Genomic DNA, 15,018 nt, shown 5'->3' with positions numbered 1-15,018 from the left:
CCCTTGGGAGGAACCATGAGTGACACCGTGTGGAGCTACCGCGACACCACGTGGAGCCAGGACAAGGACCTCGTCGGCTACGACGTCGAGGCGACCGACGGGTCCATCGGCAAGATCGACGAGGCCAGCACCGAGGCCACCGGCCAGTGGCTCGTCGTCGACACCGGTTTCTGGATCTTCGGCAAGAAGCGCCTCATCCCGGCCGGTGCCGTCAGCGGCGTCGACCACGACGGGAAGACCGTGATCGTCAACCTGAGCAAGGACGAGATCAAGTCCGCGCCCGACTACGACAAGGACGACTGGGGCGACGACTCCCGCAGCCGTCACACGGACTACTACACGCCGTACTCCAGCCACTGACGCCGCACTCCCGCGCTGACGCCCCGGACGACACGTTCGTCCGGGGCGTTGTGCGTCCCGTCCCTTCCCGTCCCTTCCCCGGGCCTTTCCCGTGCTGCGCCGCGTCACTAGGTTGGGGACCACGTGGATGCCCGCCGGGAGGAGACCAGCGATGCTCGGCGACATGGGCACCGAGGGACCCCTCGCCGAGCAGGTCATGCACGGCCAGCTGGAGACGCCCGACGGGCTGGTCCTGATGGGCGCCGACGCGCCGCCCGAGCTCGTCCAGGTCACCTACGGCGACAACGTCTCGGTCAGCATCGCCGGCGACGACGCCGAGAAGATGCGGCGCTGGTTCGACGCGCTCAGCGAGGACGCCCAGGCCGTCACGACGCCGCTCGACCGGCAGCCGTGGGGCGACGTCTTCGGGTCCTTCAAGGACCGCTACGGCATCAGCTGGCTGGTCAACATCGCCGGCGACGCGGCGTCCTGACGCGTGCCCGACCTCGTCCCGTGGCGGGCCGACCCGCCTCCCGTCCGCGTGCACGCCGGCACGGTGCGTGCCGACCGGCTCCGGGTCCGGGCCGACTACCCGGTCACGGGCGTCGCGCTCGTCCTGCTGGTGCTGCAGGCGGTCTTCCTCCTCCCGGTCTTCTGGCAGCTCGACGTGACGGCGCTCGCCGTGCCGGTGCTGCTCGCGGTCGACGCCCTCGGCTTCGCCGGGCTCTGGGTGCTCCGGGAGCGAGCCCGCCGGGACGTCGGCCGGCTCGAGGCGTCGTACGGCTCCGGGGACCGTGACGGAGCCACCCGCGACCCCTCCCTCACGGGCCTGCTCGCCGTCTCCCGCGAACGGCACGAGGCGATCCGCGAGGAGTGGACGCGCGCCGTGACCGACCCGCTAGCCCCGCTCACCTCGGCCGGCTCCACCGACGTCTCCGACCCGGACACCGCAGCCTTCCTCGAGGCGTACGCCGCCCTGGAGGACTTCCTCGCCGCGCACCCCGCCGGCCTGCCGCCCTCGCTGGTCGCGGTCTACGGCCAGGACGTCCGCGACTGCCGCCGGCTCTGGGACGCGGCTCGGGCAACCGCCTGAAGCCCTCTCGGCCGCACGTGCGGCGGGTGTGGCCCTCGAAACGGCCTGTCAGGGGCCGTTTCCGCCGCACGTGCGGCGGGTTGTGGGCCGGGTGCCGGCGGCTCAGGCCTCCCAGGCCGGACCCTGACCGCCGCAGCGCTCGAGGAGCCGGCGCCCGACGTGGCCGGCGTTGGCGAGGCGTACGTCGTCGGGGACCGGCGGGAGGTTCTCCTCCCAGTCGAGCAGGCAGGAGCCGCGCAGCTGTCCCATGCGCGCCGGCCGGCCGAAGAAGAACGGGTGGGCGTGGGCTCCGCCGTCGCCGTAGCGCCCGATGTGGCAGCGACCGACGCTCGGCAGCTCCTCGACCGCGGCCGTGACCCGCACCATCAGCACGCCCATCTCGGCAGCCATGTCGTCCGGCAGGTCGGCGATGTCGAAGTGCTCGACCGGCCGCAGGATCAGCGAGACCGGCAGCTTCATGTCGAGCGCGACGAGCAGCCACCGCTCGTTGCGCCACGCGACCCGGGCGGCGCGCTCGGGCGGCATCGGCTGCTGGCAGAAGCAGTCGGCGGGGTCCTCACCCTCACGGGGCGGCTCGGCGTCCTGCAGGGGCTCGAGTGGCTTGATCCGCAGGCCGTCGAGCTCGAACGGGAAGATGTCCCACCCGGGCATCTCCTCGATCGCCACCGGCAACCGGCCCTCGGCGTCGGTCGCCGCTGAGACGCGGGCGTGGAACTCTTCGGCGGTCTCCAGGCTCATGACCCCGAGTCAATCAGGCCGGCGCCGCAGTCGCGCGGGCCGGCGGGGCTCCGGGCGGACCTCACCAGGGGGAGGGCTGGTAGTCCTTCACGAAGCAGCCGAAGAGGTCGGTGCCCGCCTCGCCGAGCACGATCGGGTCGTAGACGCGGGCAGCGCCGTCGACGAGGTCGAGCGGGGCGTGCCAGCCCTCGGCCGCGATCCGGAGCTTCTCGTGGTGCGGGCGCTCGTCGGTGATCCAACCGGTGTCGACGGCGGTCATCAGGATGCTGTCGGTCTCGAACATCTCACCCGACGACGTACGCGTCATCATGTTGAGCGCCGCCTTGGCCATGTTGGTGTGCGGGTGGCCGGGACCCTTGTAGCGCCGCGAGAACTGGCCCTCCATCGCCGACACGTTGACGACGTACGCCCGCCCCGAGGTCGCTGCCGACGCGGCGGCCGCGAGGGCCGGGCGCAGGCGCGAGACCAGCAGGAACGGCGCGATCGAGTTGCACAGCTGCACCTCGAGCAGCTCCAGCGGGTCGACCTCGCCGACGGTCTGGGTCCACGAGTTGGTCAGCTGGACGTCGGGCAGCAGGCCGCCGGCGTCGACGGCGGTGCCGGCGAGGTGCGCGTCGAGCGAGGCGTGCCCGGCCTTGAGGGCGAGCGCGGTGAGGGTCGCCGCGTTGTGCACCGCCGCCGCGTGCTCGGTCGACTCCCCCTCGTGGTGGGCGACGGGCGTCGGGGCCAGGGCGCCGGCGATGGCGGCCGGGTGGGCCTCGGAGACGTGGTCGAAGGTCACCAGCTCCGGCACCGAGTCGGCCGGGAGGGGCAACGACTCGGCCTCGACGAGCGGCGCGTAGGCGCCCGGCGTGCGGCGTACGGTCTGGCACGCGTTGTTGATGAGGATGTCGAGCGGGCCCGCCGCCGCGACGTCGTCGGCGAGCGAGATCACCTGCGTGGGGTCGCGCAGGTCGATGCCGACGACCTTGAGCCGGTGGATCCACTCGGCGCTGTCGGGCAGCGCGCTGAAGCGACGAACCGCATCCTTGGGGAAGCGGGTCGTGATCGTGGTGTGGGCGCCGTCGCGGAGCAGGCGCAGCGCGATGTACATCCCGATCTTCGCGCGCCCACCGGTGAGCAGCGCGCGCTTGCCGGTGAGGTCGGTGCGCTGGTCGCGCTTGGCGTGGCTCATCGCCGCGCAGGAGGGGCAGAGCCAGTGGTAGAACGCGTCGACGAGGGTGAAGTCCTGCTTGCAGATGTAGCACCCGCGCGCCGTCATCAGCTCGCCGGCGAACGCACCCGACGCCGTGGAGACCAGCGGGATGCCGGCGGTCTCGTCGTCGATGCGCATCGGCGAGCCGGTCGCGGTCCGCTCGATGATCTCGCGGTCGTGCGCCAGCTCGGCGGCGCGCTTGGCGAGCTTGCGCTCGGCCTTGATCGACTTGTACATGTGCGACGCGGCCCGCTTGACCGTCACGTGGTCGGGGTGGTCCCCGGGCAGGTGGTGGAGCGAGGCGAGCACCCGGAGCGTCGTCGCGAGGTCGTCGGGGTCGATGCCGTCGGGCGTCGGCTGGTGCTGCTGGTCCACCGGAGGAGGGTACGGCGACCGACCGGGGTCGGTGGAAACGCGGACGGGCCGGTGCCCGGCTCAGGCCTCGCGGGCCGGAGAGCCGTTGATGCGCACCCGGTCGGCGCGCATGCCGTGCTCGACGCCCCACAGCACCGCTCGCGAGCGCGAGTCGACGTCGATCTTGCGGTAGGCCGAGCGGATGTAGGACTTGATCGAGTTGAGCGACAGCAGCGTGCGCTCGGCGATCTCCTGGTTGCTCAGGCCCATCGTGATCAGTGACAGCACCTCGGCCTCGCGCGCGGTGAGGCCCTCCTCGCGGCCGGGCCAGTCGCCGCCGACGAGCGGCGAGCGGCCCCGCGAGGGCGAGACGACGAGCTGCCCCGACGAGATCGCCGTGACGGCGTCGACGAGGCGGGAGGCCGGGAGGCTCTTGGACAGGTAGCCGCGGACGCCCTGGCTGAGCGTGTCGCGGGTCAGCCACGGCTGGAAGTTCCACGTGTAGACCGCGACGGAGCGCACCTGCGGGCTCTCGACGAGGTGGCGTACGGCGGGACCGTTGCCCTGACCCATCCCGAAGGTGTCGTAGAGGGCGACGTCGACCGGCTGGGCGACGGGCTTGCCCGCCACCAGCTCGACCACCTCGACGCGGTGGCCGTAGCTGCGCATCATCGCGTCGAGGCCGCGGACGACGACCTCGTCGTCGTTGACCAGCGCGACTCGAATGACCATGGGGTCAAGGTACTGCTCTTTGCGCCTCATGGACCCGTCGTTCCACCGACTTGAGGGGATCCTGATGTCTCGCCGGCGGCGAGCCCACCCCTGCGGCGGGGGTGCCGCGGAAGGTGTGCGGCCCGGGTCAGGGACAGCAGGGGTCGAAGCGGAAGCCGACGCCCCGGATCGTGCGGATCCACTGGTTGCTCCCCGCCGCGCTGCGGAGCTTGCGGCGCAGGTTGGCCAGGTGGACGTCGACGACGTGGGTGCTGTCGGGGACGAAGTCGCTCGCCCACACCGCGCGCATCAGCTCCTCGCGGGGCACCACGACGCCGGGGTGGCCGACGAGGTGGGCGAGCAGGTCGAACTCGGTGCGGGTGAGGTCGACCTCGCGGCCCGACACCAGCACCTCGCGCGAACCGCGGTTGAGGGTCAGGTCGCTGCAGCCGTCCATGCTCGTCGGGTCGGCGTCGGGCACCGGGTCCGCCACGGGCGCGGCCGTCGTCACGGCTGCGGCGGGGCCGGTCTCGCTGCTGCGCGGACGCCGGAAGAGTGCGGCCACCCGGGCCTGCAGCTCGCGCATCGAGAACGGCTTGACCAGGTAGTCGTCGGCGCCGACCTCGAGCCCGATGAGGCGGTCCACCTCGGCGGTGCGGCCGCTGACGACGATGACGTAGCAGTCGCTCACGGTGCGGATCTGCCGACAGACCTCCACCCCGTCGATGTCGGGCAGGGTGAGGTCGAGCGTGACCAGGTCGGGACGCGCGTCACCGATGACGGTCAGCGCCTCACCGCCCGTACGCGCGACGGTCACGTCGAAGCCGGCCTGGTCGAGCAGCTGGGAGATGGCGTCGCCGACATCGTGGTCGTCCTCGACGACCACGGCTGTCCGTGCGTTCATCATCCGTCTGCTCCCCAGTGGTTGACCGTTCACCTACCCTGCCGCACGCAGGTTGAAACAGGGCGGGCACGGTCGCGCTCCCCACCTGCAGCCGATGGTAGGCGGCGGCAGGTGGAAAGCGTGGTCGAACGGGGTGCAGCACCCCCCTACGAGGGGGTCACGCGTCCCGCTGGAGCCGCGTCAGAAGTCCAGGCCCCGGGCCCAGTCCTCCGAGTCGATCCGGGCGACGAGGTAGGGACCTCCGCCGGCGCGACGGTCCTGCTGGTCCTCGCCCTCGCGGTCCATCCGGTAGCCGATGCCGCGGATCGTGTGGATCCAGGTGGCGTCGGAGTGACGGCGCAGCTTGCCGCGCAGGTTGGCCACGTGCACGTCCACGAGGTGGTGGTCGTGGGTGAGCGCGCTGCTCCAGATCGCGAGCACCATCTCCTCACGGGTGCACACCCGCGAGAGGTGCGTCGCGAGGTACTCCAGGACGTCGTACTCGATGCGGGTCAGGTCCACGATCGTGCCGTCGACCTGCACCTCGCGGCGGGCGGAGTTGATGACCAGCCCCGCTCCCGCGGAGATCGTGGTCGGGTCGTCCACCGGCTGGGACGGGCTCGGGACCTGCGGCGCGCGGCCGTTGACCGGCTCCTCGACCGCCGTCGCCGTGCGCGGCCGGCGGAACAGCGCCGCCACGCGTGCGCGCAGCTCGCGCGGCGAGAACGGCTTGAGGACGAAGTCGTCCGCCCCGACTTCGAGGCCGATGAGCTTGTCGACCTCGTCGGACCGCGCGGACACGATGACGATGTAGCAGTCGCTGGTCTCGCGGATGCGCCGGCACACCTCGATGCCGTCCATGTGCGGCAGCGTCAGGTCGAGCGTGACCAGGTCGGGCGGGTCGGCTGCTGCGGCGCTCACCGCCTGGCGTCCGTCCGGCGCCGAGGTGACGCGGAAACCCGCCCCCTCGAGGGTCTCCACCAACGCCGACGAGATGTCCGGATCGTCCTCGACGACCAATGCATGTAGCTCTTGCACGTCAAACCCCCACAATTTGCGAAAGGCAAGGGCCCCACGCCCTCGCCGAGACACCGCCCGAACGGTGTCGCTCGATGTTAATCCCATCAACGGCACAGAACTAGGACAGGTCTGAGGGACGAACAGCCTGTCTAGACCGGGCTGATCTGACGGAATCCGAGGCGGGACGACACGCCGAGATGCGGTTTCCTCGACTCAGCCGAGGTCCATCGCGCGGTTGACCCAGACATGGTCGACGACCATCCCGACACGCTCGTACATCGGCAGCGCTCCCGTGCGCGAGTCGGTGCTGAGCTCGGAGGTGCGCGTGCCGTGCTCGCGGCCCCGGGCGAAGGAGTCGACGAGCAGCGCCTGGGCGATACCGCGGTTGCGCTGGTCGCGCCGGACGGCGAGCCGGTCGACGTACGCCGTCGCGCCGTCGTCGGAGACCAGGACCAGCGAGACGCCGACCACGGCCCCCTCGGGGTCGAGGGCCACGCGCAGGTTCCACGGCTCGAAGCCGGGCCGGCCGGAGGTCGCGGCGGCGAAGTCCTCGAACGGCTCCCGCTCGCGCACCGACCACTCCAGGAAGGCGTCCTCGAGGACGTCGTGGGCGGTCGGCAGCTCCTCCGGCTCGGCGGTGCGTACGACGTAGCCCTCCGGCAGCGCGCGCTCGGGGATGGTCGCGCCCTCGGGCAGCTTGAGCACCCAGCTCGTCCACCGCACGCGGAAGCCGAGCTGCTCGAGCAGCCGGTCGCCCGGCGAGCCCTGCGGCACGGGCATCCCGACGACCGGGGAGCCCAGGCTGCGGCCGAGGTCGACGAGCCAGTGGGCCAGCCAGGTGCCGATGCCGCGACCGCGGTGGGAGGGCAGCACGGAGGTGTCGGCGCGGTCGACGCCCATCAGCTCGGCGTACGCGACGAGGGTGTCGCCGTCGAGGACGCCGACCGAGCGGGCGGCCAGGTCGTGGCTGGGCTTGGCCCAGTCGCTGACGATGTCGGCCTCCTCGATGGCGACCTGCCCGATGTCCTCGAGCTCCTGCGCCGCCATCAGCACGAAGACGGCGTGGGCGTCGGACTTCTGCAACGGCCGCGTGGTGAGTCCCTCGGGCAGATCCGGCATCGCATCTCGCATGGGGGGAGTGTGCTTGCTCACGTGGGGGGTTGTCGCGCGGTTATCCGGGCTCGGGGAATGTCGCGTTCCCGCCTGAGGCCCTACCGTTGGAGGGTGAGTGATGAGCAGCCCGACGCACCCCAGCAGACCTTCTCCGACCTCGGCCTCGCGCCGGAGGTCCTCAAGGCGTTGTCGGACGTCGGCTACGAGACTCCCTCGCAGATCCAGGCCCTGACCATCCCGCCGCTGCTCGAGGGGCGCCACGTCGTCGGCCTCGCCCAGACCGGCACCGGCAAGACGGCCGCCTTCGCGCTGCCGATCCTGTCGCAGCTCGACTTCTCGCAGAAGACGCCGCAGGCCCTCGTCCTGGCCCCGACCCGTGAGCTCGCGCTGCAGGTGTCTGAAGCCTTCGAGAAGTACGCCGCCCACATGAAGGGCGTGCGCGTGCTGCCCATCTACGGCGGCCAGGGCTACGGCGTGCAGCTCTCCGCGCTGCGTCGCGGCGTGCACGTCGTCGTCGGCACGCCCGGCCGCATCATGGACCACCTCGAGAAGGGCACGCTCGACCTGAGCGAGCTGCGCTTCCTCGTCCTCGACGAGGCCGACGAGATGCTCAAGATGGGCTTCGCCGAGGACGTCGAGACGATCCTCGCCGACACCCCGGACGACAAGCACGTGGCCCTGTTCTCCGCGACGATGCCGGCACAGATCCGCCGGATCTCGAAGAAGTACCTCGCGGACCCGGTCGAGATCACCGTCAAGAACAAGACGACCACCTCCTCCACGATCACCCAGCGCTACCTGATCGTGTCCTACCCGCAGAAGGTCGACGCCCTCACGCGCATCCTCGAGGTCGAGAACTTCGAGGGGATGATCGTCTTCGTCCGCACCAAGAACGAGACCGAGACGCTCGCCGAGAAGCTGCGAGCGCGCGGCTACTCCGCGATGGCGATCAACGGCGACGTCGCCCAGGTGCAGCGCGAGCGCACGGTCAACCAGCTCAAGGCCGGCAAGCTCGACATCCTCGTCGCCACCGACGTCGCGGCCCGCGGCCTCGACGTCGAGCGCATCAGCCACGTCGTCAACTACGACATCCCCACCGACACCGAGTCCTACGTCCACCGCATCGGCCGTACGGGTCGCGCGGGCCGCAGCGGCGACTCGATCGCCTTCGTCACCCCGCGCGAGCGTCACCTGCTCCGCGCGATCGAGAAGGCCACCCGCCAGCCGCTGACCCAGATGCAGCTGCCCACCGTCGACGACGTCAATGCCACCCGCCTGACCCGCTTCGACGACCAGATCACCCAGGCGCTGACCCAGCCCGAGCGCATCGACTTCTTCCGCGACGTGGTGTCCCACTACGTCAGTGAGCACGACGTGTCCGAGGTCGACGTCGCCGCTGCGCTCGCCGCGGTGATGCACGGCGAGCAGCCGCTGCTGCTCGACCCCGAGCCCGAGCAGCGCTCCCGCTCCTTCGAGGAGCGCTCGAGCCACGGCGGCAAGGCCGACCGGGCACCGCGCGAGTCGCGCAGCGGCGCGCCGATGGCGGCGTACCGCATCGAGGTCGGCAAGCGGCACAAGGTCGAGCCGCGCCAGATCGTCGGCGCCCTGGCCAACGAGGGCGGGCTGTCGCGCGGCGACTTCGGCTACATCTCGATCAAGCCGGACTTCTCCGTCGTCGAGCTCCCCGCCGAGCTGCCCCCCGGCACGCTCGACCGGCTGGCCGGCACCCGGATCTCCGGCAAGCTCATCGAGATCAAGCCCGACAAGGGCCCCTTCCGCGGCCGTCCCGGCGGCGGGCACGGCGGCCAGGGTGGGCGCAAGAGCGGCGGCTACCAGGGCAAGAACCCCCGCTGACCGGGCGGTTCCTGCCCGTCCTGCGTGGTGACCGGGCGGTTCCTGCCCGTTCCCGATACGTGACAGCGCCCCCTCCCTCGTACGAGGAAGGGGGCGTTGGCGCGTACAACAGGCAGGAAGTGCCCGGTGGGCGTCCGTGACGGGCAGGAAGTGCCCGGTGGGCGTCCGTGACGGGCAGGAAGTGCCCGGTGGGCGTCCGTGACGGGCACGAAGTGCCCGGTGGGATCAGGCGTTGCGGATCGCCGAGACGTCGAACTCGAGCTTGATCTTCTCGGAGACGAGGACGCCGCCGGTCTCGAGGGCGGCGTTCCAGGTGAGGCCCCAGTCCTTGCGGTTGATGGTGGTCTCGCCCTCGAAGCCGACGCGGAGGTTGCCGAAGGGGTCGCGCGCCGAGCCGGTCTGCTCGAACTCGATGGTGACGGGCTTCGTCACGTCCTTGATGGTCAGGTCGCCGGTCACGGCCCAGTCGGAGCCGTCGCGCTTCACGTCGGTGGAGGTGAAGGTCATCGTGGGGTAGGTCTCGACGTCGAAGAAGTCGCCGGACTTGAGGTGGCCGTCACGGTCGGCGCTGCCGGTGTCGACGGACGCGACCTGGATGGTGAGGTCGACCTTGGACGCCGACGGGTTCGCCTCGTCGATGCGGGCGGTGCCCTCGAAGGCGCCGAACTGGCCGCGGACCTTGGTCACCATGGCGTGGCGGGCCACGAAGCCGAGGCGGCTGTGGCTGGCGTCGATGGTGTAGTCGCCGGTGATGTCGTCGATGGCGGTGGTGGGGGCGTCGAAACCGGTGGTCATGGGAGCTCCTGGTGCTGGTGGGTGTTGGTAGAACTTTCAACCACCATAACGGAGGAGCGTCCGGGATCATTCCCGGGCGCACATGTCGCGTGGGGAAATGCCGACGAGCCACGCCCCGGTGGGGCGTGGCTCGTGCTGGTGACCTGGGTCAGGCGGCTCGGGTGACGACCGTGGTGGCGGTCGTCCAGCGCGCCTCCATGCGGGTGCGACCCGACGCATCCGTGACGGCGACCCAGGTGCACACCGGCGCGCCGGTCATCGACTGCTTGCTCATGTGACACCTCCTGTTCACCTCGTGTTCACCTAGGCTAGCACGTCCCCACCTGCGCACCACCTTTTCGCTGAGAAGGCGCGCGTTTCCCCCACCGGGAGGGCACCAAGGCGCCCGGACTGCCGCCTGACGCCCCACTTGGGACGCGTGGGACGCGCCTGACCGAGCCAGACAGACTTGGGAATGGCGATCCTTGCCCGATTTCGGGCAGGAAGTTGCCGTTCGGCCGGTCGACCATCCATCATCCTGGGGTGCCGGACCCCGCTCTCGTCGCCCACGTCGTCGCCACCACGTCGTTGACGCCGGGCGAGGCCGCCCGGGTGGTCGAGGACGTGATCGCCTTCCACGCCCAGCCGGTGGAGGACTACGTCCGGGCCCGCCACGCGAGCCTCAAGACGTACGGCGCCAAGAACCCCGAGATCTTCGCGCGCATCGCCGAGGAGCTCGCCCAGCGTGTCGTGGCCGCCCCGGAGCTCTCCGAGCGCCAGCTGCGACGCATCGTCTACGGATAGATCTACGGACAGGAAACGACCAACATGTGTGGAATCGTCGGCTACATCGGCCGTCAGGAGGCGGCCCCGGTCGTCCTCGAGGGGCTGACCCGGCTCGAGCACCGCGGCTACGACTCCGCGGGCGTCGCCGTCCTCGGCAACCGCGGCATCCGGGTGGCCAAGCAGGCCGGTCGGGTGCGTGACCTCGGCGGCGCGCTGCCCAAGCGATTCGCCGGCGCCACGGGCATCGGCCACACCCGCTGGGCCACCCACGGGCCGGCCACCGACGCCAACGCGCACCCCCACACCGACGAGGCGGGCCGGGTCGCGGTCGTCCACAACGGGATCATCGACAACTCCGCCGCGCTGCGTGCCGAGCTGACCGACGCCGGCATCGAGCTGGCCAGCGACACCGACACCGAGGTGCTCGCCCACCTCGTCGCCCGCAGCGACGCCGACACGCTCGAGGGCAAGGTCCGCGACGCCCTCGGCGCGGTGGTCGGGACCTACGGGCTCGCCGTGCTCCACGCCGACTTCCCCGACCGCATCGTCGCCGCCCGCAACGGCAGCCCGCTGCTGGTGGGCGTCGGCGACAAGGAGATGTACGTCGCCTCCGACCTCGCCGCGATCGTGCGGCACACCACGACCGTGGCGGTCCTCGACGACGGCGAGCTGGCCACCGTGACCGCGGCCGGCTTCAGCACGATGCGCCACCGCGACCTCGTCGCGACCGGCAAGACCGCCGCGCAGCTCGACGTCGACGCGGCGTCGTACGAGGCGGGCGAGCACGAGTCGTTCATGCGCAAGGAGATCCTCGAGCAGCCCGCGACCGCCCAGGCCGTGCTGCGCGGCCGGCTCGACGAGCGCTTCGGCACCGCCCACCTCGGCGGTCTCGACATGGACGCCCGCGAGCTGCGGGCCGTGCGCCGCGTGAAGATCCTCGGCTGCGGTTCCGCCTACTACGTCGGCCAGATGGGCGCGGCGCTGATCGAGGAGCTGGCCCGGATCCCGGCCGACGCCGAGGCGGCGAGCGAGTTCCGCTACCGCGACCCGGTCATCGAGCCCGACACCCTCTACGTCGCGGTGAGCCAGTCCGGCGAGACCATCGACACCCTGCTGGCCGTGCAGGAGGTACGCCGCAAGGGCGGGCGCTGCGTCGGCCTGGTCAACGTCGTCGGGTCGGCGATCGCCCGCGAGTGCGACGGCGGGATCTACCTGCACGCCGGACCGGAGGTCGCCGTCGCCAGCACCAAGGCGCTCACCAACATGTTCCTCGCCTTCGCCCTGCTCGCGCTGCAGCTGGGCCGGGTGCGCGACCTGTCCATCGCCGACGGCAAGCGCCTGGTCGCCGGGCTGGAGAAGCTGCCCGGGCAGATCGAGGAGGTCCTCGCCGGCGAGCCCGACCTGGTCGAGGTGGCCAAGGACCTCGCGGAGGCACGCAGCCTCTTCTTCATCGGCCGGGTGCGCGGCTTCCCGGTGGCCCGTGAGGGCGCGCAGAAGTTCAAGGAGATCAGCTACCGCCACGCCGAGGCCTACCAGACCTCCGAGCTCAAGCACGGCCCGCTGGCGCTGATCGACCCCGAGGTGCCGACCGTCGCGATCGTGCCCCACGACGAGCTGGCCGAGCGCAACGTCGGCGCGCTCCACGAGATCGAGGCGCGCAAGGGGCCGCTCGTGGTCATCACCCACGAGGACGTCGACCTCGGGGAGGTCAGCGCCCGCCGGATCGTCGTACCCCGCAACGAGCCCGAGCTCGACCCGATCCTGCTCAACGTCCCGCTCCAGCTGCTGGCCTACCACGCGGCCCAGCACCTCGGTCACGACATCGACAAGCCGCGCAACCTGGCCAAGTCGGTCACCGTCGAGTGAGCCGGAAACCCGCTACCCAGGCCTGAAATGGACTGGGCGCCCCTTGCCGCATGGGGTCGGCAAGGGGCGCGCCGTGGAGAACCTTCCCACCCGCTCCACGACTTGTCCGTGGATCGATGGAAGTGCCAAACGGATTTTGCTGTCGGCTGCGTCACGTGCCGCCGACGGCGCCCATCGCGAGCTGCAGCGCCCGTCGCGCCAGGGGTTCGGCAGCCGCACGGTCCTCGGCTACGAGCCCCACTCGCGTACGCCGGTCCAGCAGGTCGGCGACGTCGTGCGCGCCCTCGTGGGTGATCGCGAAGACCAGCTCGGCCAGCGTCACCAGGACGTCCTCGGACACCGGGGCGAGCAGCTCGTCGTCGCCCAGCCCCGTGGCCTCGCGGGCGGTGGCGAGCACGAGGTCGGCGTCGGTGCCGAAGCGTCGTACGAGCCGGGCGGGCGCGGTCGAGCGACGCAGCTCGTCCGGGGGTGCCGCGCCGAGCAGGGGGAGGGACGCGGTGCGGCAGGGGCCGGCGTGGGGGAGCCTGCCTGCCAGCGTGTCGAGGGTGTCCTGCGCCATCCGGCGGTAGGTGGTGAGCTTGCCGCCCACGACCGTCGTGACGCCCGTGGCCGAGGTGAGGATGGCGTGCCGGCGCGACAGGTCGGAGGTCGCGTCGGCGCCCGCGACCTCGAGCAGCGGCCGCAGGCCGGCGAAGGCGCCGACGACGTCAGCCCGCGTCGGCGGGGCGGTGAACGCGGAGGCCACCACGCCGAGCAGGAAGTCGATCTCGCCGTCGCTCGGCTGCGGCACGTCGGGCACGGGTCCGCTGACCGGCTCGTCGGTGAGGCCGACGTAGATCGTGCCGTCTGGCTGGGGCAGGACCATCGCGAAGCGCGCGCTCGTGCCGGGGATCGGCACCATCACCGCGACCCGGGTGTGCGGCAGCGCCGACCCGCGCAGGACGAGGTGGGTGCCGCGGCTCGGCCGCAGTCGCACCTGCGCGTCGAGGTCGCCGGCCCAGACGCCGGTCGCGTTGACGACCGCTCGCGCGCGGACGTCGTACGACGCCCCGGTGAGCTCGTCGCGCACCGTGACGGCGGTGCCGGTCGCGGCGGTCACGCGGGCCCGCGTGCGCACGTGGGCGCCGTACGACGCCGCGGTGCGCGCCACTGTGACGACGAGACGGGCGTCGTCCTCGAGCTGACCGTCCCAGGCGAGCAGACCGCCGCGGAGCGTGTCGGCGCGCAGCGCGGGCGCGAGGCCGAGCGCCTCGGTGGCGTTGAGCCGCCGGGGGCGGGGGAGCGTCCGGGTGGTGGTGCGCGCGCTGCGACGGAGGACGTCGCCGGCCTGCAGGCCGCCCCAGGTGAAGGCGGTCCGGCTGCGGGGCATCGCGTCGTTGAGCGGGGTCAGCATGGGCAGGGGGTGGACGAGGTGCGGGGCCGTGGCGCCCATCAGGATGCCGCGCTCGACGGCGCTCTCGTGGGCGATGGCGAGCTGGCCCTGGGCGAGGTAGCGCAGGCCGCCGTGGACGAGCTTGGACGACCAGCGCGACGTGCCGAAGGCCAGGTCGTGGGCGTCGACGGCGAGCACCGTCAGGCCGCGGGTGGCGGCGTCGAGGGCGACCCCGGCGCCGGTGATGCCGAGGCCGATGACCACCACGTCGACCTCGGCGGGGACGTCCGCCAGGCCGGGGGTGATGCGGCGCTCCATCAGGGCTCCAGCGTCCGGGTGATCAGGCGGGCGTACTCCGCGTCGAGGTCGGCCAGCTCGACGTGCGCGTCGGTCATCGTGAGCGCCGAGAAGACGAAGCCGTGCCCGGCCAGCGTCAGCGACCGGGCGATGAGGACCGGGTCGCCGGGACGGATCGCGCCGGCGGCCTGGCCGGACTCGATCTCGGCGGCGAGGATCTCGACCAGCGCCTCCTGCGAGCGGCCGCGGCGGTGGAGCAGGTAGGGCAGCATCAGGTCGGGGTCGAGCTCGACGATCCGGACGAAGAGCTCGTTGTCGCGCAGCGCCCTGACCGTCGACAGCGCGGCGGCGGCGATGCCGTCGGGGGTCGTCGTGTCGGCTGCGGCGACGCGGGTCGCGGCAGCGATGCCGACCCACTCGCGGGTCATCAGGTCGCCGAGCAGTGACCCCATGTCGGGCCACGCGCGGTAGATCGTCATCCGGGAGACGCCGGCGCGCTTCGCGACCTCGGTGAGCGTCGTACGCCGCCAGCCGACGTCGAGGATGCAGTCGCGGGCGGCGTCGAGGTAGCCGTCGAGGCGGGGGTCGCCGGCGGGACGTATGTGACGAAGTGACGACATATG

At 71.8% G+C, this 15,018-nt stretch carries 16 protein-coding genes; 6 read left to right on the top strand and 10 right to left on the bottom strand.

Translation table 11 applies throughout. The features are described 5' to 3' along the window. The first annotated feature begins 15 nt into the window (after positions 1-15). From Q1B24_RS09390 to Q1B24_RS09380, 3 genes are all read left to right on the top strand, one after another. Entirely contained in the window at positions 16-360 is a 345-nt protein-coding gene (locus tag Q1B24_RS09390; RefSeq protein WP_299926801.1) for a PRC-barrel domain-containing protein, read from the top strand. 151 nt (positions 361-511) lie between these two features. Continuing rightward, on the top strand, positions 512-832 hold the full coding sequence (locus tag Q1B24_RS09385) for a VOC family protein (RefSeq protein ID WP_299926798.1): 321 nt from the start codon (positions 512-514) through the stop codon (positions 830-832). Between the two features lie 3 nt (positions 833-835). Then, positions 836-1,432 (top strand): hypothetical protein, encoded by a 597-nt coding sequence (locus tag Q1B24_RS09380; protein WP_299926795.1) that lies wholly within the window; start codon positions 836-838, stop codon positions 1,430-1,432. Positions 1,433-1,534: 102 nt separating this feature from the next. On the opposite strand, the gene Q1B24_RS09375 is transcribed toward Q1B24_RS09380, so the two are convergent. The 6 genes from Q1B24_RS09375 to Q1B24_RS09350 form a co-directional block, all read right to left on the bottom strand. Beyond that, positions 1,535-2,170: a hypothetical protein gene (locus tag Q1B24_RS09375; RefSeq protein WP_299926792.1), complete on the bottom strand. Its 636-nt coding sequence runs from the start codon at positions 2,168-2,170 to the stop codon at positions 1,535-1,537. Positions 2,171-2,231: 61 nt separating this feature from the next. Next, the gene (locus Q1B24_RS09370) at positions 2,232-3,740 is read right to left on the bottom strand and encodes an SDR family NAD(P)-dependent oxidoreductase (RefSeq protein ID WP_299926788.1); all 1,509 of its coding nucleotides are present in this window, start codon (positions 3,738-3,740) and stop codon (positions 2,232-2,234) included. Positions 3,741-3,800: 60 nt separating this feature from the next. Continuing rightward, positions 3,801-4,451, bottom strand: a complete 651-nt coding sequence (locus Q1B24_RS09365; RefSeq protein ID WP_299926785.1) for a response regulator transcription factor — start codon at positions 4,449-4,451, stop codon at positions 3,801-3,803. A gap of 127 nt (positions 4,452-4,578) precedes the next feature. Next, on the bottom strand, positions 4,579-5,334 hold the full coding sequence (locus tag Q1B24_RS09360; RefSeq protein ID WP_299926782.1) for a response regulator transcription factor: 756 nt from the start codon (positions 5,332-5,334) through the stop codon (positions 4,579-4,581). A 180-nt stretch (positions 5,335-5,514) separates the two neighbouring features. Next, positions 5,515-6,351, bottom strand: a complete 837-nt coding sequence (locus Q1B24_RS09355; RefSeq protein WP_299926779.1) for a response regulator transcription factor — start codon at positions 6,349-6,351, stop codon at positions 5,515-5,517. A gap of 195 nt (positions 6,352-6,546) precedes the next feature. Further along, positions 6,547-7,464 (bottom strand): GNAT family N-acetyltransferase, encoded by a 918-nt coding sequence (locus Q1B24_RS09350; protein ID WP_299926776.1) that lies wholly within the window; start codon positions 7,462-7,464, stop codon positions 6,547-6,549. Positions 7,465-7,557: 93 nt separating this feature from the next. Between Q1B24_RS09350 and Q1B24_RS09345 the strand changes: the two genes are divergently transcribed. Further along, positions 7,558-9,300 carry a DEAD/DEAH box helicase gene (locus Q1B24_RS09345; RefSeq protein WP_299926773.1) on the top strand — a complete coding sequence of 581 codons (1,743 nt, stop codon included), beginning with the start codon at positions 7,558-7,560 and terminating at the stop codon, positions 9,298-9,300. A 225-nt stretch (positions 9,301-9,525) separates the two neighbouring features. On the opposite strand, the gene Q1B24_RS09340 is transcribed toward Q1B24_RS09345, so the two are convergent. Next, positions 9,526-10,095, bottom strand: coding sequence for a YceI family protein (locus Q1B24_RS09340; protein ID WP_299926770.1), 570 nt, complete (start codon positions 10,093-10,095; stop codon positions 9,526-9,528). 148 nt (positions 10,096-10,243) lie between these two features. Next, positions 10,244-10,369, bottom strand: coding sequence for a hypothetical protein (locus Q1B24_RS09335; RefSeq protein WP_299926766.1), 126 nt, complete (start codon positions 10,367-10,369; stop codon positions 10,244-10,246). A gap of 248 nt (positions 10,370-10,617) precedes the next feature. Here Q1B24_RS09335 and Q1B24_RS09330 point away from each other — a divergent pair, with 248 nt between their 5' ends. Together Q1B24_RS09330 and glmS are read left to right on the top strand one after the other, a co-directional pair. Further along, a complete protein-coding gene (locus Q1B24_RS09330; protein ID WP_299926764.1) occupies positions 10,618-10,878 on the top strand; it encodes a hypothetical protein in 261 nt (86 codons plus the stop codon). A gap of 24 nt (positions 10,879-10,902) precedes the next feature. Next, entirely contained in the window at positions 10,903-12,726 is a 1,824-nt protein-coding gene (gene glmS, locus Q1B24_RS09325) for a glutamine--fructose-6-phosphate transaminase (isomerizing) (protein WP_299926761.1), read from the top strand. Between the two features lie 151 nt (positions 12,727-12,877). Here the strand turns inward: glmS and Q1B24_RS09320 are convergent, their stop codons facing one another. After that, positions 12,878-14,416 (bottom strand): glycerol-3-phosphate dehydrogenase/oxidase, encoded by a 1,539-nt coding sequence (locus Q1B24_RS09320; protein WP_299926758.1) that lies wholly within the window; start codon positions 14,414-14,416, stop codon positions 12,878-12,880. After that, positions 14,416-15,015 (bottom strand): TetR/AcrR family transcriptional regulator, encoded by a 600-nt coding sequence (locus Q1B24_RS09315; RefSeq protein WP_299926755.1) that lies wholly within the window; start codon positions 15,013-15,015, stop codon positions 14,416-14,418. The genes Q1B24_RS09320 and Q1B24_RS09315 overlap by 1 nt, the downstream gene beginning before the upstream one ends. Positions 15,016-15,018: the final 3 nt, after the last annotated feature.

It is taken from the genome of uncultured Nocardioides sp., assembly GCF_947488025.1.
GTDB lineage: Bacteria > Actinomycetota > Actinomycetes > Propionibacteriales > Nocardioidaceae > Nocardioides.
The sequence above is the reverse complement of the archived record's forward strand: the minus strand, read 5'-3'. Positions and strand labels throughout refer to the sequence as shown.

Excerpts from the sequence above, each read along its gene's own strand:
- Q1B24_RS09375 (WP_299926792.1), bottom strand. The coding sequence starts at position 2,170 with ATGAGCCTGGAGACCGCCGAAGAGTTCCACGCCCGCGTCTCAGCGGCG.
- glmS (WP_299926761.1), top strand. The coding sequence starts at position 10,903 with ATGTGTGGAATCGTCGGCTACATCGGCCGTCAGGAGGCGGCCCCGGTC.
- Q1B24_RS09340 (WP_299926770.1), bottom strand. The coding sequence starts at position 10,095 with ATGACCACCGGTTTCGACGCCCCCACCACCGCCATCGACGACATCACC.
- Q1B24_RS09315 (WP_299926755.1), bottom strand. The coding sequence starts at position 15,015 with ATGTCGTCACTTCGTCACATACGTCCCGCCGGCGACCCCCGCCTCGAC.
- Q1B24_RS09390 (WP_299926801.1), top strand. The coding sequence starts at position 16 with ATGAGTGACACCGTGTGGAGCTACCGCGACACCACGTGGAGCCAGGAC.
- Q1B24_RS09385 (WP_299926798.1), top strand. The coding sequence starts at position 512 with ATGCTCGGCGACATGGGCACCGAGGGACCCCTCGCCGAGCAGGTCATG.
- Q1B24_RS09320 (WP_299926758.1), bottom strand. The coding sequence starts at position 14,416 with ATGGAGCGCCGCATCACCCCCGGCCTGGCGGACGTCCCCGCCGAGGTC.
- Q1B24_RS09335 (WP_299926766.1), bottom strand. The coding sequence starts at position 10,369 with ATGAGCAAGCAGTCGATGACCGGCGCGCCGGTGTGCACCTGGGTCGCC.
- Q1B24_RS09360 (WP_299926782.1), bottom strand. The coding sequence starts at position 5,334 with ATGAACGCACGGACAGCCGTGGTCGTCGAGGACGACCACGATGTCGGC.
- Q1B24_RS09350 (WP_299926776.1), bottom strand. The coding sequence starts at position 7,464 with ATGCGAGATGCGATGCCGGATCTGCCCGAGGGACTCACCACGCGGCCG.
- Q1B24_RS09365 (WP_299926785.1), bottom strand. The coding sequence starts at position 4,451 with ATGGTCATTCGAGTCGCGCTGGTCAACGACGACGAGGTCGTCGTCCGC.